This window comes from Shinella sp. 20P9.1.1 (genome assembly GCF_057798995.1).
The window spans coordinates 1-20,450 of record NZ_JBYOLC010000026.1 but is presented as its reverse complement, the minus strand read 5'-3'; the positions used below and the strand labels follow the sequence as shown (position 1 = coordinate 20,450).

General features: G+C 61.6%; 18 protein-coding genes and 3 pseudogenes. 7 read left to right on the top strand and 14 right to left on the bottom strand.

Going from position 1 to position 20,450, the window contains the following annotated elements:
• Positions 1 to 231, top strand: a pseudogene (locus AC27VQ_RS25585) (hypothetical protein); the annotation flags it as partial.
• A gap of 130 nt (positions 232 to 361) precedes the next feature.
• Here the strand turns inward: AC27VQ_RS25585 and AC27VQ_RS25580 are convergent.
• Complete coding sequence (locus AC27VQ_RS25580) at positions 362 to 646, bottom strand: hypothetical protein (RefSeq protein ID WP_488718549.1); 285 nt, start codon at positions 644 to 646, stop codon at positions 362 to 364.
• 819 nt (positions 647 to 1,465) lie between these two features.
• Here AC27VQ_RS25580 and AC27VQ_RS25575 point away from each other — a divergent pair.
• Positions 1,466 to 1,909 carry a DUF1810 domain-containing protein gene (locus AC27VQ_RS25575; protein ID WP_488718548.1) on the top strand — a complete coding sequence of 148 codons (444 nt, stop codon included), beginning with the start codon at positions 1,466 to 1,468 and terminating at the stop codon, positions 1,907 to 1,909.
• 23 nt (positions 1,910 to 1,932) lie between these two features.
• Here AC27VQ_RS25575 and AC27VQ_RS25570 read toward each other — a convergent pair whose 3' ends face one another.
• The gene (locus AC27VQ_RS25570; protein ID WP_488718547.1) at positions 1,933 to 2,136 is read right to left on the bottom strand and encodes a cold-shock protein; all 204 of its coding nucleotides are present in this window, start codon (positions 2,134 to 2,136) and stop codon (positions 1,933 to 1,935) included.
• A 132-nt stretch (positions 2,137 to 2,268) separates the two neighbouring features.
• Between AC27VQ_RS25570 and ligD (AC27VQ_RS25565) the strand changes: the two genes are divergently transcribed.
• Positions 2,269 to 4,911 (top strand): DNA ligase D, encoded by a 2,643-nt coding sequence (gene ligD, locus AC27VQ_RS25565; protein ID WP_488718546.1) that lies wholly within the window; start codon positions 2,269 to 2,271, stop codon positions 4,909 to 4,911.
• On the top strand, positions 4,908 to 5,324 hold the full coding sequence (locus AC27VQ_RS25560; protein ID WP_488718545.1) for a DUF4112 domain-containing protein: 417 nt from the start codon (positions 4,908 to 4,910) through the stop codon (positions 5,322 to 5,324). Before ligD (AC27VQ_RS25565) ends, AC27VQ_RS25560 begins: the two co-directional genes overlap by 4 nt.
• Here AC27VQ_RS25560 and ligD (AC27VQ_RS25555) read toward each other — a convergent pair.
• From ligD (AC27VQ_RS25555) to ku (AC27VQ_RS25545), 3 genes and pseudogenes are all read right to left on the bottom strand, one after another.
• A pseudogene (gene ligD / locus AC27VQ_RS25555) lies at positions 5,325 to 6,384 on the bottom strand (non-homologous end-joining DNA ligase).
• Between the two features lie 52 nt (positions 6,385 to 6,436).
• Complete coding sequence (ku, locus tag AC27VQ_RS25550; RefSeq protein ID WP_488718544.1) at positions 6,437 to 7,249, bottom strand: non-homologous end joining protein Ku; 813 nt, start codon at positions 7,247 to 7,249, stop codon at positions 6,437 to 6,439.
• An 11-nt stretch (positions 7,250 to 7,260) separates the two neighbouring features.
• Entirely contained in the window at positions 7,261 to 8,166 is a 906-nt protein-coding gene (gene ku, locus AC27VQ_RS25545) for a non-homologous end joining protein Ku (RefSeq protein ID WP_488718543.1), read from the bottom strand.
• Between the two features lie 388 nt (positions 8,167 to 8,554).
• Between ku (AC27VQ_RS25545) and AC27VQ_RS25540 the strand changes: the two genes are divergently transcribed.
• Positions 8,555 to 9,439, top strand: coding sequence for a hypothetical protein (locus tag AC27VQ_RS25540; RefSeq protein ID WP_488718542.1), 885 nt, complete (start codon positions 8,555 to 8,557; stop codon positions 9,437 to 9,439).
• Here AC27VQ_RS25540 and xth read toward each other — a convergent pair.
• The 4 genes and pseudogenes from xth to AC27VQ_RS25520 form a co-directional block, all read right to left on the bottom strand.
• Positions 9,436 to 10,224 carry an exodeoxyribonuclease III gene (gene xth, locus AC27VQ_RS25535; protein ID WP_488718541.1) on the bottom strand — a complete coding sequence of 263 codons (789 nt, stop codon included), beginning with the start codon at positions 10,222 to 10,224 and terminating at the stop codon, positions 9,436 to 9,438. The genes AC27VQ_RS25540 and xth overlap by 4 nt on opposite strands.
• Positions 10,225 to 10,270: 46 nt before the next feature.
• Positions 10,271 to 10,528 carry a hypothetical protein gene (locus tag AC27VQ_RS25530; RefSeq protein ID WP_488718550.1) on the bottom strand — a complete coding sequence of 86 codons (258 nt, stop codon included), beginning with the start codon at positions 10,526 to 10,528 and terminating at the stop codon, positions 10,271 to 10,273.
• A 186-nt stretch (positions 10,529 to 10,714) separates the two neighbouring features.
• Positions 10,715 to 10,921, bottom strand: a pseudogene (locus AC27VQ_RS25525) (DUF982 domain-containing protein); the annotation flags it as partial.
• A gap of 670 nt (positions 10,922 to 11,591) precedes the next feature.
• Complete coding sequence (locus tag AC27VQ_RS25520; protein WP_488718540.1) at positions 11,592 to 12,428, bottom strand: phytanoyl-CoA dioxygenase family protein; 837 nt, start codon at positions 12,426 to 12,428, stop codon at positions 11,592 to 11,594.
• Positions 12,429 to 12,530: 102 nt separating this feature from the next.
• Between AC27VQ_RS25520 and AC27VQ_RS25515 the strand changes: the two genes are divergently transcribed.
• Positions 12,531 to 13,577, top strand: a complete 1,047-nt coding sequence (locus tag AC27VQ_RS25515) for a LacI family DNA-binding transcriptional regulator (RefSeq protein WP_488718539.1) — start codon at positions 12,531 to 12,533, stop codon at positions 13,575 to 13,577.
• A 174-nt stretch (positions 13,578 to 13,751) separates the two neighbouring features.
• Here AC27VQ_RS25515 and AC27VQ_RS25510 read toward each other — a convergent pair whose 3' ends face one another.
• From AC27VQ_RS25510 to AC27VQ_RS25490, 5 genes are all read right to left on the bottom strand, one after another.
• Positions 13,752 to 13,934 (bottom strand): helix-turn-helix domain-containing protein, encoded by a 183-nt coding sequence (locus AC27VQ_RS25510; RefSeq protein ID WP_488718538.1) that lies wholly within the window; start codon positions 13,932 to 13,934, stop codon positions 13,752 to 13,754.
• A 232-nt stretch (positions 13,935 to 14,166) separates the two neighbouring features.
• Positions 14,167 to 15,150 carry an ABC transporter permease gene (locus AC27VQ_RS25505; protein WP_488718537.1) on the bottom strand — a complete coding sequence of 328 codons (984 nt, stop codon included), beginning with the start codon at positions 15,148 to 15,150 and terminating at the stop codon, positions 14,167 to 14,169.
• Positions 15,151 to 15,161: 11 nt separating this feature from the next.
• Positions 15,162 to 16,172 carry an ABC transporter permease gene (locus AC27VQ_RS25500; RefSeq protein ID WP_488718536.1) on the bottom strand — a complete coding sequence of 337 codons (1,011 nt, stop codon included), beginning with the start codon at positions 16,170 to 16,172 and terminating at the stop codon, positions 15,162 to 15,164.
• Positions 16,169 to 17,677, bottom strand: a complete 1,509-nt coding sequence (locus AC27VQ_RS25495; protein ID WP_488718535.1) for a sugar ABC transporter ATP-binding protein — start codon at positions 17,675 to 17,677, stop codon at positions 16,169 to 16,171. Before AC27VQ_RS25495 ends, AC27VQ_RS25500 begins: the two co-directional genes overlap by 4 nt.
• A 129-nt stretch (positions 17,678 to 17,806) precedes the next feature.
• Positions 17,807 to 18,787 (bottom strand): ABC transporter substrate-binding protein, encoded by a 981-nt coding sequence (locus AC27VQ_RS25490; RefSeq protein WP_298094120.1) that lies wholly within the window; start codon positions 18,785 to 18,787, stop codon positions 17,807 to 17,809.
• A 175-nt stretch (positions 18,788 to 18,962) separates the two neighbouring features.
• Here AC27VQ_RS25490 and AC27VQ_RS25485 point away from each other — a divergent pair, with 175 nt between their 5' ends.
• Positions 18,963 to 20,114, top strand: a complete 1,152-nt coding sequence (locus AC27VQ_RS25485) for a LacI family DNA-binding transcriptional regulator (RefSeq protein WP_488718534.1) — start codon at positions 18,963 to 18,965, stop codon at positions 20,112 to 20,114.
• Positions 20,115 to 20,450: the final 336 nt, after the last annotated feature.

Sequence of the window (20,450 nt, the reverse complement as noted above, 5' to 3'; positions counted from 1 at the left end):
CATGCACATGTCTATGCCGAAGGCGTTCGTCGCGGCGGCACGCTCGTCACCGCTCGCGTTGACGAAAGCCTCTATGCAGAAGCAGAAGCGATCCTGCGTCAGTCGAACTGGGTCGATCCCGCCGAGCGCCGCGCCGCCTATGCCGAGCAGGGCTGGACGCGCTTTGACGACACGCTCGATCCCTACGGTCCCGCCGAGATCGAGCAGGAGCGTCTGCGCTACCGGCGCTGACCGAGCCGGAAATTATATGATTTAGAAGGAGCGGCCGGTCAGCCGCTCCTTTTGTTACAGCCGTGCTGCCAGAACATCGGGTAACGCCACGGATTTTCCACCTGTTGCCCGCGCTATTCGTCGTCGTCGACTACCCCGTCAGTCGTGCGCGCTCTCTGTGCAAGTCTTCTTCCGAGATATGAAGCGGGCCGGCGTCGGGTGGGTTGCATCGATCGAATTTTTCGCTGGCGATGGTTTCCAGCAAAGCCCTATGCCGCTTGAGCAATCCGACCGGGCCGACCGGATCGGCATCGAACCATTGCAGCGTGCTGGCGTAGACATAGACGTCGATGGTCTTTCCCTCGAGCGTCTGCATCGGCCAAAACAGCCCGAGTTCCTTCGGCGCCGTTGCGCCATTTTTCGTGTTGAGAGGCATTTCGTATCCTGCATGCAAGTCTGTTGATGGGGAGATCCGATGCAGCGGGGGCTGCCTGGATCTCCCCGGTTCATCCACTTGAGGAGAACAAACGGAGATGATCTGGTGCGGCAGGGTCGGAAGTCAAACGCTCGAGCGGAATGAACGTGTGCGGGTTGACGACACAAAAGACCGCCCGGAACAACGAAGGGCGCTCGACCCTTTCGGGGAGCGCCCTTCTGACCCGGACGACTGCGAACGCGCGACGGAATAACCATCGCTGCAGGCAGTCATCGATTACGGGCAGTCACCGGTAGATGGGGGAGGGCAGGGGGAAATTCAAGGCCGCCCGGATCGGCGACCGCGCGAGCGGGCAAACCCAGACATGCATCGCAAATTCCGCAACCGTCGTCGTCCATCGGTTGGTCCGCCCACTCGCAGCAAAGGCAAAGGGCGGAGCATCGGGTGCCAGTCGCCCTTTTCTTCGGTGTAATGATTTCGATCCCGTCATCCGATACGATATCTTTGAAAAACTGTCGCATTGCACGTCTCCACTGACCCCCACGCCAAAAGATGGGAGCAGCGGGCCACTTTGCAATGGCGAGCGCTGGCGAGGTTGGTTTCCTTTACGGCCATGATGGACTCTACGCGCTGCCCATGGTTTCTTTGGCGACGGAGGGACTTTGTATGGCGTATGAATGGGATCCCCGGCGCGCGCGGCGCGCCCGCATCATCAGATATGTGACGGCATTGGCCATCAGCGCGTCGGCCATAACCGTTCCTGTAGCGGTCCTGTTGGCAGCAGCGCCAATCTGAGGTCGACATCGAAGGCGGCGATCGATGGCAGAGAACGATCCATTTGAGCTTTCCCGCTTCGTCGCGGCGCAGGATCTCGTCTTCGATACAGTCCTTGCCGAGTTGAGAGCCGGGCGCAAGGAAACCCATTGGATGTGGTTCGTCTTTCCGCAGTTGCGTGCGCTCGGCAGATCGCCGACGGCGAACTTCTACGGGATCGGCTCCATCGACGAGGCTCGGGCCTTTCTCCAGCATCCCGTGCTTGCTGAACGGTTGGCGCGGTCGGTCGATGCCGTGCTCGGGGTCTCCCACCGCTCGCCCCACGAGATGTTCGGCTCGCCGGACGATCTGAAGTTCCGCTCATCGATGACCCTGTTCAACGAGGCCGCCGGCGCAAAGGAGGACAGGTTTCGGCTCGCCCTTCAGCGCTTCTTCGCCGGCGAACCGGACCCGCGAACCCTTGAACTGCTTGGCGGCGGCATCGACTAGCCGCCGCCCTTGGCCCACGTCGATCAGATCGTGCGAACGTTTTCCGCCTTCGACTTGCCGGTCTTGCGGTCCTGGCCGAGATCATAGCTGACCTTCGAGCCATCCCGCAGCGGCCCACCTGAAATCACGCCGGAGACATGAACGAACACATCCTGCCCACTATCATCGGGCGTGATGAACCCGAAACCCTTGTCCTGATTGAAAAACTTGACCGTACCCGTTGCCATGAAAATCCTCGCCGCGTTCGGCACCCGCAACCAGATGCCGGCTGAGCCGAGGGAACAACAATCTATCGCGCGGGGTTTTCGTCTCGACGCATCCGGATGACGCCGGAAACGCGGGATGGATCGAGGTCGATGATGGCGGCTGACAAGCTCTCAACCTACAAGAAGAAGCGGGATTTCAAGCAGACTCAGGAGCCGAGCGGTTCGACGGAGGTCAAACCCTCAAACCGTCTGCGCTTCATCATCCAGAAACACGATGCGACTCGTCTCCACTACGATCTCCGTCTCGAACTCGACGGCGTGCTCAAGTCCTGGGCCGTGACCAAGGGGCCGTCGCTCGATCCGAGCGACAAGCGGCTCGCGGTCGAGGTGGAAGACCACCCGCTCGACTATGGCGATTTCGAAGGCACGATCCCGAAAGGCCAATATGGTGGCGGCACGGTGATGCTGTGGGACCGAGGCTACTGGGAGACGGAGGGCGACAAGTCGCCGGAAGAGGCGCTCAAGAAGGGCGATTTCAAGTTTACGCTACACGGCAAGCGCCTGCACGGCAGCTTCGTGCTGGTTCGGATGCGCCACGACCGCGACGGCGGCAAGCGCACCAACTGGCTGCTGATCAAGCACCATGACCACCATTCAGTGGAGGAGAACGGCGCGGCCATCCTCGACGAGAACATGACCTCCATCGCCTCGGGGCGCGCCATGGCACAGATTGCTGCCGGCAAGGGCCGCAAGCCGACGCCGTTCATGATGGCGATCGGCGATGTCGACGCGGATGCCGTCTGGGACAGCAAGCACGGCCTTGCAGCCGAGGAGCGCAAGAAAAATCGACCCAGCAAAAAGGTGGCGACGTCCACGGCTGTGGATCTTCCAGAGTTCATCCCGCCGCAGCTCTGCGAAACGCTCGATCGTCCGCCCGCCGGCGATAACTGGCTGCACGAGATCAAATTCGACGGCTATCGCATCCAGATGCGCGTCGCCGATGGGACGGTGACGCTGAAGACCCGCAAGGGCCTCGACTGGACCGCCAAATATCCGGAGATCGCCGAGGTTGCCTCGTCGCTACCAGACTGCATCATCGACGGCGAGATTTGCGCCCTCGACGATAATGGCGCGCCGGATTTCGCCGCGCTGCAGGCGGCACTGTCGGAGAAAAACACCGGCAATCTCGTCTATTTCGCTTTCGACCTGCTGTTTGATGGCGGCGAGGATCTGCGGGAGAAGCCTCTCGGCGATCGGAAATCGCGGCTTCAGGGTCTTCTGACCGATGCCACAGACGACCCCCATCTGCGGTTCGTCGAGCATTTCGAAACCGGCGGCGACGCGGTGCTGCGCTCTGCCTGCAAGCTCTCCCTCGAGGGTATCGTCTCAAAACAGGCAGATGCACCCTACCGATCCGGTCGGACAGACACCTGGGCGAAATCCAAATGCCGCGCCGGCCATGAAGTGGTTATCGGCGGCTACGCCAAGACAAACGGCAAGTTCAGATCGCTGCTGGTCGGCGTCAACCGCGGCGACCACTTCGTCTATGTCGGCCGCGTCGGCACGGGCTACGGCGCGAAGAAGGTCGAGATCCTGCTGCCGAAGCTGAGAGCGGTCGAAACGGAAAGGTCCCCCTTCACAGGGATCGGCGCGCCGAAGAAGGAAAGGGAAGTCTTCTGGCTGAAGCCCGAACTCGTGGCCGAAATCGAGTTCGCCGGCTGGACCGCGGACGGCCTTGTCCGTCAGGCCGCGTTCAAGGGCCTGCGGGAGGATAAGCCGGCGGCCGAGGTCGAGGCGGAAAAGCCGGCCTCTCCCGCAAAGACCTCGACGCCAGAACCCGAGGTCGTGGCGAAGGCAAAACCCAGCCGCCGCAAGGGCGCGAAAGCCGAGGTCATGGGTGTGCTGATCTCCAATCCGGATAAACCGCTTTGGCCGGATGCTGGCGATGGCGAGCCGGTCACGAAAGAGGATCTCGCCCGCTATCACGAAGCTGTCGGTTCGTGGCTCATCGACCACGTAAAGGGTCGGCCGTGTTCGATCATCCGCGCGCCCGACGGCATCGGCGGCGAACAATTCTTCCAGCGTCATGCCATGCCCGGCACGTCGAACTTGCTGGAGCTGGTCAAGGTCTTCGGCGACAAGAAGCCTTACTTGCAGGTCGATCGCGTCGAGGGGCTGATCGCCATCGCCCAGATCGGCGGCATCGAGCTTCACCCCTGGAACTGCGAACCCGGTCAGCCCGAAGTGCCAGGGCGGCTGGTCTTCGATCTTGATCCCGGCCCCGATGTGGATTTCGCCACGGTGGTCGCCGCTGCGCGCGAGATGCGCGATCGGCTGGACGATCTCGGCCTGATCAGCTTCTGCAAGACGACCGGCGGCAAGGGTCTGCATGTCGTGACGCCGCTCGCCGTCAACAAGCGCAAGCCGCTGTCCTGGGCCGAGGCCAAGGGCTTTGCCCGTGACGTCTGTCAGGAGATGGCCCGCGACAATCCCGACCTCTATCTGATCAAGATGACGAAGAGCCTGCGCGGCGGACGGATTTTCCTCGACTATCTGCGCAACGATCGCATGGCGACCGCTGTGGCGCCGCTTTCGCCGCGCGCGCGAGCGGGCGCCACCGTGTCGATGCCGCTGACCTGGACGCAGGTCAAAGCCGACCTCGATCCGAAGCGCTTCACCGTCCGGACTGTGCCCGCGCTGTTGGCGAAATCGACAGCCTGGGAGGACTACTGCGATGGGCAGCGTCCGCTTGAGCAGGCCATCAAACGACTCAGCAAGCAGAAGGCCGCAGCATGAGTGCGAGACAGGGCAGGGGACCTCGATCTGGTATGAAGCATGACATTCCGATCGAGCACTTGATGCGTCTTCGCCGGATACGCGGCTTGGCGAGATTGATGGATACGGCGCTGCGAATTCCCGGCACGGGCGTCTCGCTCGGTGCTGACTCCGTTCTTGGCCTTATCCCAGGCATTGGCGATTTCGGCGCCGCCGCGGTCAGCCTCTTCATCGTCAACGAGGCGCGTCGTCTCGGCGTGCCGAAGGAGACGCTCTTCAAGATGCTTGTCAATGTGGGCTTCGATACGGTGGCAGGCAGCGTCCCGGTCCTAGGCGACGTTTTCGACGTCTATTTCAAATCCAACCGGCGCAATCTGCAACTCGTGCTCGATCACTTCGGTCTCGACCATGCCGATCTCGATCGCAGAGCGTGATCAACGGTTTGTGGAAATCGCGGCCATATCGAACACCGCGGCATTGTCCTGCACTTCACGCAGCCCCTTGTAGGAGGCATGGCGCAGATTGTCATCGTCGGTCCAGCCTCTGAACTCGATCTCGGCAATGAGGGTGGGCTGGGCGAAGACGTAGTTCTTGACCTTCAGCGGCACGACCGGCCTCTTGGTCTTCAGCTTGTCGAGTGTCTTGCGCAGATATCGCGCATCCGCCGCCTTGAACCCTGTTCCGACGGAGCCGACCGATACCCAGCCGTCGCCGTGGCGCGCGGCGAGCAGCAGGCTTCCGATGCCGCCGCGCGCGGACTCCGAAACCTCGTAGCCGACGATCATGAAGCTCTCGCTCTGGACGCATTTGATCTTGATCCAGTCGCCGGTGCGGCCGGATCGATAGGGACGATCGCGATGTTTGGCGATGATGCCTTCGAGGCCCATCCGACAGGCGTTCGCCAGTAGCTCCGCTCCGTCCCCATGAGCTTCCTCGGACAGTTGCACCGCACCGACAGACCCCTCGAGAAAGTCCTCGAGCAGATGCCGGCGAACGGCAAGTTCCGTCTTGGTCAGATCGTGGCCGTCGAAATAAAGCAGGTCGAAGGCGAAAAAAAACGGCCTCCGTTGAAGCTCGCTTGCCGCCTCGGCCGCCGAGCGAGCGCTGAAGTGTCCCGAAATCCGAATGCCCCTCCTTGTTGAGAACCACGGCCTCGCCATCAAGGATGGCTGTGCCGACGCCGAGTTTCCTCGCGGCCTCGGCAATTCTCGGAAAACGATCGGTCCAGTCGTGTCCGCCGCGCGTGATGATCCGCACGCCCTTCGGCTCGATGTGGATCGCCAGGCGATAGCCGTCCCATTTGAGTTCGTAGAGCCAGTCCGTTCCTTTTGGCGGCGTCGGCAGGAACAGGGCAAGACAGGGCTCGACGCGATCGGGCAGCGGGTCGAACGGTAGGCTCGGCTGTTCGGGGTCGCGTTTACGAACCGGACGCGACTGCAGCGTCTCGCGGGACTCATCGTAAAGAGGGATGGCGGATTGGCGCTTTCGTTTCATCGATATCCATCACATCACGAGAGTCTGAACATAGGTATCTTACGTGAAGAATTCAGGATGCGCGCTTGCTTTTCCCGCCGGCGGCAAGGCTTTTGCGGAGCGCATCCATGATGTCGATGACATTGCCGCCGGACGGGCGATCCTCACCCTTGGCCTTGCCATTGCGTGACGGTTTCAGCGCCTTCTTCTTTTTGGCGATAATGTCGAGCAGGGCGTCCTGCACCGGGTCGGACACCATGTCGGCCGACCATTCCCTGGTGTGCTGTTCGATGAACTTCTGCACCAGGGGAATAAGCTCCGGGTCCGCCTTGTCATCGATATCCTCGAAGTAGGATTCCTCCGGTCGCACCTCGTCGCCGAAGCGCAGCGTCCAGAGCACGATGCCCTCGCCGCGTGGCTCGAGCACGACAGCCCGTTCGCGCCGGCCGATCACCAGCCTGGAGATGCCGAGCACCTTGCCGGACGCCATGGCGTCACGGATCACGGCGAAGGCCTCGTGTCCGACCGGATCGTCGGGCACCAGATAGTGCGGCTTCTCAAGATAAATCCATTCGATGCTGTCGCGCGCCACGAATTTCTCGATATCGATTGTCTTGACCGTGTCGAGGGCGACTGCATCAAGCTCATCATCGGTGAGAAGCACATAGTCGTTCTCACCGCGGGCGTAGCCCTTCATCTCGTCCTCGTCCTTGACCGGCTTGCGGGTGACCGCATCGACATATTGCGAGACGACCCGGTTGTCCGTTTTCTTGTTGTGGGTATGGAACCGCACCTTCTCGCTTTCGGACGTCGCCGGCGACATCGAGACGGGGCAGGTCACGAGCGAGAGCTTCAGATATCCTTTCCAGTAGGGGCGCGGTGCCATGGGCTCTCTCCTCAACCGGCTTTACGCCGAGCGCCGGAAGCGCTGCTCGACTTCGACACGGGCGTGCGCGCCGCTGGCTTCCGTCCGGCGCCCTTGTTGGCATTGGCGGCCGAGCGCTTCGGCTTGTCGTCGCCAGCCTTCAACATCTTGGCGCTCTCGCGCAGGGCCGCGAGCAGATCGTCCGGTTTCGAGACCTTAACCTCCTTGCGCTTCGGCAGAGCCTTGCCCTCGATCTTAGCCTTCACTAGCTCGGCGACGGCCGCCTCGTAACGGTCATCGAACTCCGCCGGATCGAAGGTTCCTTTCTTGGTGGCGATGATGTGCTTGGCGAGGTCCAGCATTTCGCCTTTGATGCGCAGCTTCGGAACCTCTTCGAACGCCTTTTCCGACGAGCGAACCTCATAGTCATATTGCATGGTCGTCGCGATCAACCCTTTGCCGTGCGTGCGGATCAGCACCGTTCGCATCCGACGAAAGAGGACCGTGCGCGCTACCGCAGCAACCTGGGATTTCTCCATGGTATCGCGCAGCACAGTGAAGGCGTCGGAGGATACGCGGTCGGTCGGGACGAGATAGTACGGCTTGTCGAAATAGACGTCGTCGACATCGGAGCAGGGTATAAAGGCTTCGACCGTCAGCGTCTTGTTGCTGTCCGGGATCGTGGCCGCGACCTCCTCGGGATCGATCATGAGGTATTGTCCGTTCTCGATCTCGAAGCCCTTGGTCTGGTCCTCGCGTTCGACCTCCTTGCCCGTGTCACTGTCGATGAAAACGCGGTTCACCCGGTTGCCGGTCTTCTTGTTGATCGTGTGAAACGAGATGCGTTCGGAGGTGCTGGCGGCGGTGTAGAGCCCAACCCCGCAACTCACCTCGCCGAACTTGATGAAACCCTTCCACTGAGCACGATGACCGGCCATCTCGAAACTCCCGACGCGACGCAACCAAAGCGACTCAAGCGCATCACTCACGAATTTGTTCCGATTAGAAAATGAATCAGAAATCAATAAGTTAGGCGCGGTTCTATACCGCTATGACGAGTCTGGAATATGCTCTTGATTCACTGCATCTTTTTGGCGTCGCCGCGCGTTCTTTAAAGCCGCAACCAAGGGAAGAAAGGCATGTCGAAGCTGAGACCATCGATACCGGAACCGGCAAGCGCTATGTCCGCCGGGATGACAGGTTCAGTTCAGGGACAGCGTCCACGTCAGTCGTTCCCTGTCGGCCGACCGTCGACACAAGGCCAAGCCGGGCGGAGGTGACCGCGGCGACCGGCATACTAGGTACTGACGAGTAGCGGGTGCGCCAATGAATGACGATGCCGAGCCGGAGATAGGTGATGGTGACGACGGCGACGAGCGTGCCGCCGTCTCGTTTCCGTTCGACCGGATGACGGTCCAGCGTTTCCGGCAGGAATTTCCCCGTGCCCGTTGGAGCGATAGGCGCAAGGCTTGGCTCGTTTCTGGAAAGACGGCCTGGCGGCGCGTCGACCGCTGGAGAGCTAAGGAAGATTCCCGAGCCGATCCGTTTGCAGGGGAAAAGGGTAGGGACGCCTTCGCCTTCGAGCCGATCCTCAGCCCCTATCTCAGTGTCGATAAGGACGGGTTTCGCATCAGGACGCCCTATTCGCGCAAGATCGTGGAAGAGATCCGCCAGGTGCCGTTCTCACGATGGGATGGAGATCACAACGTCTGGCGCGTTCCGTTCGCCTCCTACGACGAGCTTGTCCATCATTGGCAGGCAATAGAAGGCGAGGCGCAGCGCTGCGAGCCGGAGGAACGGCGCAAGCGTGCCGAGGCGCGTAAGGGCACCGAGGACGAGCGCAGAGCTCGCCGCCGAACGGCCGAGCGCCGGCGCCGACGCATTCCCCTTCCGGCCGACGACCTCCCGCCGCTGGGCCGGCCCATCGTCACTGCTGCCTATGGCATCATCGTGGTCAGCGATCTCACCGGCGAGATGGTCGAGCACGAGGAGGCGGCCGATCTTTATCCCGACATCTCTGATGACCATATCTGGGGATCGTGGCGCGTTCCGTCGTTGGAGGAACTGGTGCAGACGTGGCCGTCGAAGGCCGCGGCCGGATATGACGTGCGTCGGCGTGGCTGGTGGTTTCCGACCATCGAGGAGCTTCGCGATGCGCGGCGGGCTGCACGGTCGCGCGAGCGCCGAACCGCACAGCAGATCGAAACCTAGTCGGGATTAGACGGCGGATCGATCTCGATGATAACCGGAGCATGGTCGCTCGTATGCTCCCAGCTTCGTGGGCGCCGGCGCACACTCGCAGCTCGTAGCCATGGGGCAAGCGCCGGGCTGAGCAGGGCGTGATCGATACGCAGACCTGCATCGCGCTCGAAGGAATTGCGCCAATATTTCCAGAAGGTGTAGATGCGCTCATTGGGATGCAGATGGCGGATGGCGTCGATCCAGCCTTCGGCGAGGAGATTGGCATAGGCCTCGCTCACCTCCGGCCGAAAAAGCGCATCGTCGCGCCAACGCTCCGGGGCATAGACGTCGAGATCCGTCGGCATGACGTTGAAATCGCCGACAAGGGCTGCCGGTATGTCGAGAGCAAGCAATTCCTTGGCATAGTCGTGGAGCCGCGTAAACCAGCGCAACTTATAGACGAACTTCGGTCCGGGAGCGGGATTGCCGTTCGGCAAATAGAGGCAACCGATGAGAAGGCCATCGACCGCGGCCTCGATATAGCGGCTGTGCGTATCGTCCGGGTCGCCCGGAAGATCGCGTCGCGTCAGGAGGGGCACGAAGCCCTTGGCAAGGATCGCCACGCCGTTCCAGCTTTTCTGGCCGTGCCAGACCGCGCCATAGCCTGCGCGCTCCAGTTCGGCGCGTGGAAACCGATCGTTCGGCGATTTCAGTTCCTGAAGGCAGACGACGTCAGGCGCATCTTCTTCGAGCCATCGCAGAAGCACGGCGAGGCGGCCGTTGACCCCGTTGACGTTGTAGGTTGCGATCTTCATCGATCCTCATGCCGTTCGGAGCACCCGTGGTTGGCCTCGACGGCCATTAGAAGGGCGCCAGCGAGAAGCCGGTCGGCGGGCGCGCTTCGATCGTGTCATCTGCGGGATCGGGATCTTGGTGATAGGCCATTGCTTGACGTTCCGTGGCGCGTTTGATCGCTTCAAATGCCGCCTCGGGTGGCCAACCGGCGACGATGGCGTGATCGACAAGTTCGCGCACCGCGCCGTCAATTGCCTGCTCGCATTCCAGCGCAACATTAGGGTCGGTTGTGGGCTGTTGCGGGGGAGATATTCTGACATTCATGGTGGACCTCCTGCAGGGCTCCAAAAAGACGCCCCGCTTTGATAGCGGGGCGACGAGCCAACATCGTGTGGCAGAGAAATGCTGAGAGCGGCGGTTTCGTTCCGGTCGATTGAACAGGCATACACCAGCCGTGGGTGTGAGCCTTAACGAACGACTGGTACGTTGGCCTCCCGCCGCTGCGGCGAGGAATGCCAACCGAGCTCTGGACGGTGAGCATTTCCCTTCGATCGCCCTGGCACAAAATGCGAGCGCCCGCTGAAACGCGCGCCCGTAGGTCACCGGCCATCTTTCCGCCAGCACGAACATGGCGTTCCGGGGGTCTTTGATCTCGATCGCGCGGGGCATGCCTGGAAGGAGGATGGCGAGTGCGTTGTCCCAAATCACAGAAAGCATTTCATTATTCCCAATCTGACCGGGGCGATAAATGCCGTTCAGGCAAACTGGTTCCCCTTCAACTCGAGGAAATTTCGGTGGCTTCTGCGAGCGCGACTTAATTGCCCATCTTCGTCGGGACTTCCTCGCCCGGGACGGGCGTGCCGTCGGGGGCTTCCTCCGGAACGACATCCGGACCGGGCTCTTCAATTGGGCGTTCGGGAATATCCGGTAGCGAGTCCGGCGTTTCTCCCGGCGGGATTTCCTGCGGTTTTTTTGGGGTCTTTTGGATCGTCGGTCATGCTGAGCTCCTTTCATGTCGACCAACCGTGCTAATCCCAGGAATGTTCCGTCCGGCGGGTGACAGTACGTCAAAGTTTAAAGCGCCGACGGGGAAGGAATGTAGGATGGCTCATCCGGGGTGGGCTGTCGTCGGAATGTGTGTGTTTGCTTAAGCCAGCGACAGCCAAAAGCGAAAGGCCCGGCGGATGCTCGGGCCTTTCGTTTCTCATCGGGCCTCGCGGCCATTGAAGAACACGCTCCGACGAGCAGCTGTCGGTGCGGTTCATGGGTACCGTTTTGAGCGCCAGCGACCTTCCTGGTCTTGTACCAATCAATCCGATGAGACGGCTGACGAATCGTCCGCGCGGGTCGACATTCATCACAATGGTTAATACACGCTGGGAAAGTACTACGCGGGATCCGCGCCCATCACCAAGCCTTCAATATCGTGTTTCTGCGTTATTGGCACCAGTTCGCCGACGACTCGGCAGACGAGATGCTGCATGGCGATTTCGGGGAGAGCGTCATGCCACTCGCGCGTCACCATCATGTCGTGCAGTTCGGCATGCCCAGCTCCCGGTCGGTCGACGCCGAGCACCATCACGGGGCGGGCAATGGGAGACAGATGTTCGGTGCCGCGATGAACCGTCAGCGCCGAACGGCAGGAAATGTCCCCCCGCCGCGGATATTTGCGCGTGGCGCGTTCCTGGAAACGGCCCCACAGCGCCTTGTCCGGGAACATTTCGTGCTTCCAGTCGCGGCCATCGTCATACTGCGTTCCCGGCGCGACCTCGAAAGGCCCCATATCCTCCGTGACGTCGACGCCGGTCAGATTGAAGGCGAGCGAGGTGATTTTGCGGTCGCGATAGGTATCGACCGGCGAGGGGAAATCGCGATGCCAGGGCTGGTACTTTGCGCCCTGGAAGGGCACATCGAAGCCGATTTCCACGATCTGATAGTCCGGTCCGAGCACATTGGTGCAGACATCGACGACCCAAGGATGAGTGATGAGATCGACAAACCCGCCGAAGGCCTGCGGGTGAATTTCCACATACCACCGGCGTGGCCCGCGACCGACGGCGCCGCCCGGTCTTTGTATGGCAGACCAGAACGCGGTCATCATGTCCTCGCGCATCGCGTCGGCCCATTGCGGGGTGAAAGCGCCCTTCAGCCCAATGATACCGTCCTCGGCAAGCTGTGCCACCTGCGCACCGATATCATAGTCGAATGTGGGTTGCGTATACATTCGTTCGTTCCTCCAACTGCTCTCAGGCTACCTCTACTAATAATTATTAGTCAATGGTCTAAATTCATTAGTTGGGTTAGAGAGGAACCACACGGAGGCGTGATGAGCAGCCTGAAGACGAAGAAGCGCGTGACGATGATGGACGTAGCGAAGGCCGCCGGCTGTTCGCAGGCGACCGTCTCCGTCGTCCTGAACAATGTCACCGATATCAAGATCTCACCGGACCTGCGTGCGCGGGTGCTGGAACTGGCTCAAACCCTCGGCTATGGGCTCTCAGGTCCGATAAGGCGGGCGGGCCTGGATAATTTGCGTGGGAGTTGCATCGGCTTCATCGTAGACCAGCTCGCGACGACGCCGGAAGCGGTCAACGCGATCGAGGGCGCCCGGCACGCCTCCTGGGAAAACGACGTGACCATCCTGATTGCACAGACGCAGGGTCGGGCCGAACACGAACGGAAGGCCGTAGAGCGGCTTCTGCAGGCCGGTGCGCAGGGTATCGTCTACATGTCGATCTTTACCCGTCGCGTGTCGCTCGACCCCGTTCTTGAAAAGCTCCCCGTACCGCTGGTGCTGCTCAATTGCTATACCAACGACAACCGATTTCCAGCCGTTGTTCCGGATGAGACGACCGGCGGCCACATGGCCACGATGTCCCTGCTCAGAAAAGGCCATAAACGTATCGGCACGATCGTCGGCGAGAGCTTCATGGAGGCGGCGCAGGATCGCTTGACGGGATACAGGCAAGCATTGGCGCAAGCGGGCATCGCCTACGACGACAGCCTGGTGGCCGAAGGGAACTGGACACCGACCTCCGGTTTCGAAGTAACGCAGAAACTTCTGTCGCTGGAGCACCCGCCGACCGCAATTTTCTGCCAGAACGACAAGATGGCGATGGGATGCTTCAACGCGATTATAGAGGCGGGGATGAAGATCCCCGGTGATCTTTCGGTCGTCGGCTATGACGACGATGAGCTTTCGCGCCATCTGCGCCCACAACTGACTACGCTCGAACTTCCCCATCGGCCGATGGGTGCATGGGCGATCGCACAGCTCGCTAGGAAACCAGCCTCGGCGCGGCACGCTATTCACAAAGTTGCATGCGCGCTGATCGAACGTGCTTCGGTTGACAGGTGCCTCGCAAGATCCTGACGTGTTCCGTCGGCTTCACTCGCCTCGGTATCTTGTTACGGCAATGACGCCGCTGATACCTCGATCGCGCGGAGGCAAAGCCTTCGAGGCCGCGATAGCCGCCGCGTCGAGTTTGGGATAGCGGTGCAGGAACGCGATCATGGCCCACGCCTCTCGTCGCGCCACGCCCACCGGCTAGGCCGGCCGGGCGCCACACGCGCTCAGCAGACGAGCGAGCTTGACCGCATCAACCAGTTCGCCCTTCTCGAGCTTTGTTATTTCCAGTTCCGTCAGTCCGGATATGACCGAAAGCTGCTCGAGCGTATAGCCCATGGACTTGCGAAGCTCTGCGATCGGATTTTTCACGTCGATTGTCATGCGCATCTCCTGTTGGTGCATCGCAATATAGGGATATTGCAGCGCAATCCAAGGTGCACGACACGACCGGCAGCGCATCGATGCGGAACAACGTTATGCACTCAGCATTTGCACATCCATCAGGAGAGCAGACATGAATCGCATTATCTACATTGTGGGTTTGATCGTCATTCTGTCCTTCCTAGGGCTGAGATGACGCTACGCTAACTGAAACGCAGTACTTCTGCCCGCCTCAAGTGCCCCCGTGCCGTGTCATCAACTTGGCTTGCAGCACCACGACAACCAAAAGGAAGGCGCCGCGGATGACCGATTGCCAGTAGGCGGAAAGGGAAATCCAGCCGAGGCCGTTTTCGAAATTGAGAATGTTGAAGACCATTGCGAGCAGCAACGCGCCGGCCAGCGTCGCGCCGACCGAGCCGGAGCCGCCGGTCAGAAGCGTGCCGCCGACCACGACAGAGGCAATCGCGAACAGTTCCCAGCCGACGCCCTCCGTCGGCTGGCCGGCGCCGAATTGCGCGGCGAGGATGACGCCGGCAAGGCCGGCGAGCGTGCCGGAGGCGGCGTAGACGATAGCAAGTGTCCGCTCGACCTTGAGGCCCATCAGGCCGGCCGTCGCCTCGCCGTCGCCGATGGCGAGGATATGGCGGCCGACCGGCAGCTTTTCGAGTATCAGCCAGCCGATAACATAGGCCGCAAGTCCGATCCAGGCAGGGATTGGAAAGCCGAGGAAGTCATCCTGACCTATGGTGGTGAAGCCCGTGTCGTAGGAGACGGAGACCGACTGGTTGTCCGCGAGAAGCAGCCCTGTGCCATAGGCAGCGAGCATGGTCGCGAGCGTGGCTATAAAGGGCTGGATGCGCATCTTCGTGATGATGAAGCCGTTGAGCGCGCCAACCGCGAGGCCTGCCGCCATGCCGCCGAAAAGCCCGGCTGTCCAGTGATAGGGCGAAACCAGCGCTGCGACCACGCTCGCCATGGCTGCCGTGCCGCCGACGGAAAGATCGATGCCGCCGGTGATGATGACGAAGGCCATGCCAAGCGCGATCAGCGCGAACATGGAGTTGTAGCGCAGGAAACTCAGGATATTGAACGGCGAGAGGAAATTGTCGTAGCGCAGTGCGCCGAACAGGATGAGGCCGGCGAGCGCCAGGATGACGCCGATGCGGGCGAGATCGCCAGACGACTTGATGGCAAAGGGGCGCAGGAGCGTGTGCATGGGGGGTCTCCTCAATGGCTGTCGGTGCGCTGCTGGATAAAGACGGCGAGCACGATCAGCCCGGCCTTGACGATGAGGGCTGCGGCATCCGGCACGCCATTGGCGAGAAGCGTGTAGCGCACGAGCTGGATGACGAAGGCGCCGAGCAGGGTGCCGACGATATTGGCCCGCCCGCCCGTGAGAAGCGTGCCGCCGACGGCGACGGCAGCGATGGCATCGAGCTCCATGCCGAGGCCGACGAGATTGGCGTCGCTGGCCGAATTGCGCGCGACCACGACCAAACCGGCAAGACCGGCGAGCGCGCCGCTGATCATGTAGAGGAGCAGTTTCACGCGCTTGACCGGGATGCCTGTCAGCCTTGCCGCCTTCTCGTTGCCGCCTACCGCGATGATCTGGCGGCCGATGACGGTGTAGCGGATCATCGCCGAGGCCAGGATGACGATGACCATCATCAGCACGACCTGCGCCGGAATGCCGGCGATGCGGCCCATGGCGATGAACTGGAAGCTTTCGTTCTTGAAGACCTGCAGGTTGCCGTTGGTCATGACCTGCGCGATGCCGCGGCCGGCAATGAACAGCACCAGCGTCGCGATGATCGGCTGGATGGAGAAGCGCGTGACGAGCAGGCCGTTGAACAGTCCGAAGAGGCCGGCGACCACGACGGGCAGCAGCAGCGCGAGTGCCACCGCGAACGCCATGTTCTCGACATGGAAGAACTGGCCCATGAAGATCATCGGCGCGAGCGCCCCCGATATTGCCATCAGCGAGCCGACGGACAGATCGATACCGCCGGTGGCGATGACCAGCGTCATGCCTGTCGCGACGATGACGATGGTGGCGACCTGCGTCAGGTTCACGTTGAGCGTCTGCCAGGACAAGAAGTTCGGCGTCACCGCGATGTTGAAAAGGATGAGCGCCAGGAAGGCGACGAGGGTGCCGTATCGGCCGGCCAGTGTGAACAGCCGGCTGCCTGAGGAGAGCGTGCCCGAAGGCTGCGGGGCGGGGGTCTCGATCGTGGTCATGCCATTTCACCCGATGGGTCCACCTGATGGGCCATGGCGGAAAGCAGCGCCGCCTCGCTCAGGTCCTTGCGCGGCAGCGTCGCGACCGACGTGCCGTCGCTGAGCACGGTGACGCGGTCGGCAGCGGCCAGAAGCTCTTCCAGTTCGGAGGAGATCATCAGCACGCTGAGGCCTTCATCGGCAAGACTGCGCAGAAGCTTGAGGATTTCGGATTTCGCGCCGATATCGATGCCGCGGGTTGGCTCGTCGATGATGAGGACGCGCGGATCGGTGGCGAGCCAGCGGGCGAGCAGCACCTTCTGCTGGTTGCCGCCCGACAGTTCCTTGATCGGCTGGTCGGGCGAGGCGCATTTGACGCCGAGCGCGCGGATATAGCGGGTGACGATCTCGTCCTGCCTGGCACGGTCGACGATGCCGGCTTTCTTGAGCTTCGGCAGCAGGGCGAGCGTCATGTTTTCGCGGATGCTCATATCGGGCACGATGCCGTCGATCTTGCGGTCCTCGGAAACGAGGCCGATGCCGTCAGCAATCGCATCCGCCGGTTCGCGATAGGCGCGCGCACGACCATCCATGCGCAGGGTGCCGCGCTGCATCCGGTCGGCGCCGAAGATCAGGCGGGCCGTTTCCGTGCGGCCGGAGCCGAGCAGGCCGGCGAGGCCCGAAATCTCGCCTTCACGCACATCGAGGCTGACATCGCGCACGCGCACGCCCGCACCGGCCTTGTCGACGGAAAGGCGGACGGGGCGCTCAGGCACATCCTGATCGGGCGCCATCGCCTGGAAAGCGGCGAGCTCCTTGCCGAGCATGTGACGCACCAGCGCCATCTTGGGCATGTCGGCCATCGGGCTTTTCGCAACCGTCTGGCCGTCCCGCATGATCGTGACGCGATCGCAGATAGCATAGAGTTCGTCCAGCCTGTGGCCGATGAAGATGACGGCGACGCCGGAGCGTTTCAGCGTGCGGATCGTTTCGAAGAGAACGGCGACCTCGCGCTCGTCGAGCGAGGAGGTCGGCTCGTCCATGATGACGAGGCGGGCGTTCTGGGTGACGGCACGGGCAATCGCCACCATCTGCCGTGTCGCCGCATCGAAATGCGCGACGGGACGGTCGACGTCGATGGCAAGGTTGAAGGTTTTCAGAACGGCCGCCGCGCCGCGCCGCATGGCGGCATGGTCGATCATGCCGAAGCGCTTCGGCTCGCGGGAGAGATAGATGTTCTCCGCCACCGAGCGCTGCGGCGCGAGATTGATTTCCTGATAGATCGTCGCGATGCCGGCGCTTTGTGCTTCTGCCGGCATGGTGAAGTCGACGGGCTTGCCGTCAAAGGTGATGTCGCCTGCATCCCGGCGATAAACGCCGGTCAGAATTTTGATGAGTGTCGACTTGCCGGCGCCATTCTGGCCGACAAGCGCCATGACTTCCGCAGGCTCGACCTCAAGCGAAGCCGATTTCAACGCGGCGACGCCGGCAAACGCCTTGGAAATGCCCTGCATGGACAAGAGCATCGGTTCCTCCTCTCCGCCCTTCGGGACGGCCTCTCAAGCCTACACCCGAACGAACCAAAGATCAGGCCCGTTCAAAAAACGGCCGAGACGGTTTTGCCGCCCCGGCCGCGAAGTGCTTGGGAGATGCGATCAGTATGCGTTGGCGAGTTCGGCCGCCGCGTTGGACGCGTCGTAGAACTTGTCTTCGTTGACGAGGTTCGGCTCGATGGCTTCACCCTTGGCGTAGCGCTGCATCGTTTCGAAGGCCTTGGGCCCGAAGCGCGGGTTGCACTCGACGACCGCCGCGATCTTGCCGTCGACGACGAGCTGGACGGCTTCCTTGCCACCATCGATGGAAAGCACGAGCACGTCCTTGCCCGGCACCTTGCCGGCCGCTTCCAGCGCCGCGATGGCGCCGATCGCCATTTCGTCGTTGTGGGCGTAGATGATGTCGGCGTCCGGATGCGCTTGAAGCAGCGCTTCGGCCACCTGGCGGCCCTTGTCGCGGGCGAAATCACCGGTCTGCGAGGCGACGATCTCGAAGCCGCCGGCGGCCTGGATCGCTTCATCGAAGCCCTTCTTGCGGTCGTTGGCCGGCGACGAGCCGGTCGTGCCTTCCAGTTCGATGATCTTGGACTTGCCGTTGGCGTTCTTCGCCAGCCATTCGGCGACGCGCTTGCCTTCCTCGACGAAGTTCGAGCCGATGAAGGTCAGGTAGTCTTCGCCGGCCTTGGCGAGCGACGGATCGACCGAGCGGTCGAGCAGTATGACCGGAATGCCGGCCTTCTTGGCGGCCATGACGGCGGGGATCAGCGGCTTTTCTTCACGCGGGGCGAGGAAGATGACGTCGACGCCCTGGGCGATCATCGAATTGACGTCGGCAACCTGTTTGGCGGCCGAGCCGGCGGCATCCGTATAGACCAGTTGGTAGCCGAGCTTTTCAGCCTCGGCCTTCATGCTGTTGGTCTGGGCGATGCGCCAGGGATTGTTGGATTCGGTCTGCGCGAAGCCGACCTTGTAGGTGTCCTTCTGTGCCAGCTTCGGCACTTCGGCAATGGCGACGCCGGCGACGGCAAGCGCGCCGATGGCCGTGGCCGCAAGCATGAAGGTGCGACGGGAAATGGTGGTCATGAGCGGGTTCTCCTCCCAGGTTCTGGCCGGTGCTCCTCTACCGGACGTGAGCAAATTCGTGCTTCACATGCGCAAATCTTGCGCTAATAATATGAGCAGTCAAGAGCCAAAATTATGAGCACTTGCAAAAAATCCGCGTGCAGTGCAAAGCACGTCAAGGGGCGAGGAACGACGCATGGCCAGGGGAAACGGGCGCAACACGGACAAAGAGGGGAGTGGACGCCCGACAATGACGGACATCGCTCGCATTGCCGGTGTTTCTCAGTCCAGCGTGTCGCTCGTGCTCAATGAGATGTCCGGCTCGCGCATCTCGCCGGAAACGCAGCAGAAGGTGCGCGAAGCTGCTCATAAAATAGGTTATAAATTACCTGCGACCCGCAGCCCGGTCGCCGCTGCCCCCAAGGTCGAGAAGGATACGATCGCCTTCATCGTCGATGAAATCTCCACCAGCCCGCATCCGGTGGTGAGCCTCGATGGTATCCGTGACTATGCCTTCGAGCAGGGGCTTCTGGTCTCCGCCCACGCCACCCGCTCCAATCCGGACCTCGAAGAGGCGGTTCTGCGCTCCGTGCTGCGCGATCCCTCCATTGCCGGCGTCGTCTACGCAACGATCTTCACGCGAAAAGTCTCGGTTCCCAAGGCATTGAAGTCCCTGCCGACCGTGCTGCTCAACTGCTACGGCGAGCCGCGCCAGCATGTGGCGATCGTGCCGGGCGAGGTGGCGGGCGGCTTTACCGCGACGGCGCATCTCACGGCGCTCGGCCACAAGCGCATCGGTTTCATCAATGGCGAGCCGTGGATGGATGCGGCGATGGACCGTCTGAAAGGCTACAAGCAGGCGCTCGCCACCGCCGACATCGCCTTCGACGAGAGCCTGGTGCGCGACGGCGATTGGCTGCCGTTGCGCGGCTACGAGGCGGGTCTTGACCTGCTCTCCATGGACAATCCGCCCACCGCGATCTTCTGCGGCAACGACCTGATGGCGATCGGCGTGATGGAGGCGGCGCAGGAGAAGGGGTTTCGCGTGCCGCAGGATGTCTCTGTCATGGGCTACGACGACCAGGAACTCGCCCGCTACACCCATCCACCGCTCTCGACACTGGTGCTGCCCAATTACGAGATGGGCCAGAAGGCCGCGGAAATCCTGATCGACATGGCGATCCACGGCAAGCAGACGCGCGCCATGACCATCAAGGTCGACGGCCCGCTGGTGATGCGTGGTACAACCGTAACGCCGGGTTCTGGCGTAAATTCATTACCGCGCATCCAAATGCGGAATGAACGAGCTTCTGAGGCGAGCTTGGCATCGAGTGGCCACGTGACGTAACTCCGTCGCTTTATTGAAGCTGCGTGTGGTTGGCGCCGCCGCCCAGCAGCTTGTAGTCATGCTGTCCCGGCACATGGGTCTCATCATCACCACAATCTCCGTTCAGCGAATGCGCCAGCGTCTTTGCTGATGCTAAGAAGATAACGTGCTGGATCGCTCACGCATCGTTTCCACTCATCGCAACTCGAAACGATAGTTCACGACGAACGATTTAAGGCGGGTCCCTCTTCGGAAAACCTCGGATTAGCTTTCAGTGGAAACAACGCTGCTGAGTTCAGTCTATGCGACTATCGAGAGTTCCATAATAGAACTTATGCGATATGATAGAACATTACG

What these genes read in the sequence shown, in the direction of transcription:
- AC27VQ_RS25580 (WP_488718549.1), bottom strand. Translation starts at nt 646, where the DNA reads ATGCCTCTCAACACGAAAAATGGCGCAACGGCGCCGAAGGAACTCGGG.
- AC27VQ_RS25575 (WP_488718548.1), top strand. Translation starts at nt 1,466, where the DNA reads ATGGCAGAGAACGATCCATTTGAGCTTTCCCGCTTCGTCGCGGCGCAG.
- AC27VQ_RS25570 (WP_488718547.1), bottom strand. Translation starts at nt 2,136, where the DNA reads ATGGCAACGGGTACGGTCAAGTTTTTCAATCAGGACAAGGGTTTCGGG.
- ligD (WP_488718546.1), top strand. Translation starts at nt 2,269, where the DNA reads ATGGCGGCTGACAAGCTCTCAACCTACAAGAAGAAGCGGGATTTCAAG.
- AC27VQ_RS25560 (WP_488718545.1), top strand. Translation starts at nt 4,908, where the DNA reads ATGAGTGCGAGACAGGGCAGGGGACCTCGATCTGGTATGAAGCATGAC.
- ku (WP_488718544.1), bottom strand. Translation starts at nt 7,249, where the DNA reads ATGGCACCGCGCCCCTACTGGAAAGGATATCTGAAGCTCTCGCTCGTG.
- ku (WP_488718543.1), bottom strand. Translation starts at nt 8,166, where the DNA reads ATGGCCGGTCATCGTGCTCAGTGGAAGGGTTTCATCAAGTTCGGCGAG.
- AC27VQ_RS25540 (WP_488718542.1), top strand. Translation starts at nt 8,555, where the DNA reads ATGAATGACGATGCCGAGCCGGAGATAGGTGATGGTGACGACGGCGAC.
- xth (WP_488718541.1), bottom strand. Translation starts at nt 10,224, where the DNA reads ATGAAGATCGCAACCTACAACGTCAACGGGGTCAACGGCCGCCTCGCC.
- AC27VQ_RS25530 (WP_488718550.1), bottom strand. Translation starts at nt 10,528, where the DNA reads ATGAATGTCAGAATATCTCCCCCGCAACAGCCCACAACCGACCCTAAT.
- AC27VQ_RS25520 (WP_488718540.1), bottom strand. Translation starts at nt 12,428, where the DNA reads ATGTATACGCAACCCACATTCGACTATGATATCGGTGCGCAGGTGGCA.
- AC27VQ_RS25515 (WP_488718539.1), top strand. Translation starts at nt 12,531, where the DNA reads ATGAGCAGCCTGAAGACGAAGAAGCGCGTGACGATGATGGACGTAGCG.
- AC27VQ_RS25510 (WP_488718538.1), bottom strand. Translation starts at nt 13,934, where the DNA reads ATGACAATCGACGTGAAAAATCCGATCGCAGAGCTTCGCAAGTCCATG.
- AC27VQ_RS25505 (WP_488718537.1), bottom strand. Translation starts at nt 15,150, where the DNA reads ATGCACACGCTCCTGCGCCCCTTTGCCATCAAGTCGTCTGGCGATCTC.
- AC27VQ_RS25500 (WP_488718536.1), bottom strand. Translation starts at nt 16,172, where the DNA reads ATGACCACGATCGAGACCCCCGCCCCGCAGCCTTCGGGCACGCTCTCC.
- AC27VQ_RS25495 (WP_488718535.1), bottom strand. Translation starts at nt 17,677, where the DNA reads ATGCTCTTGTCCATGCAGGGCATTTCCAAGGCGTTTGCCGGCGTCGCC.
- AC27VQ_RS25490 (WP_298094120.1), bottom strand. Translation starts at nt 18,787, where the DNA reads ATGACCACCATTTCCCGTCGCACCTTCATGCTTGCGGCCACGGCCATC.
- AC27VQ_RS25485 (WP_488718534.1), top strand. Translation starts at nt 18,963, where the DNA reads ATGGCCAGGGGAAACGGGCGCAACACGGACAAAGAGGGGAGTGGACGC.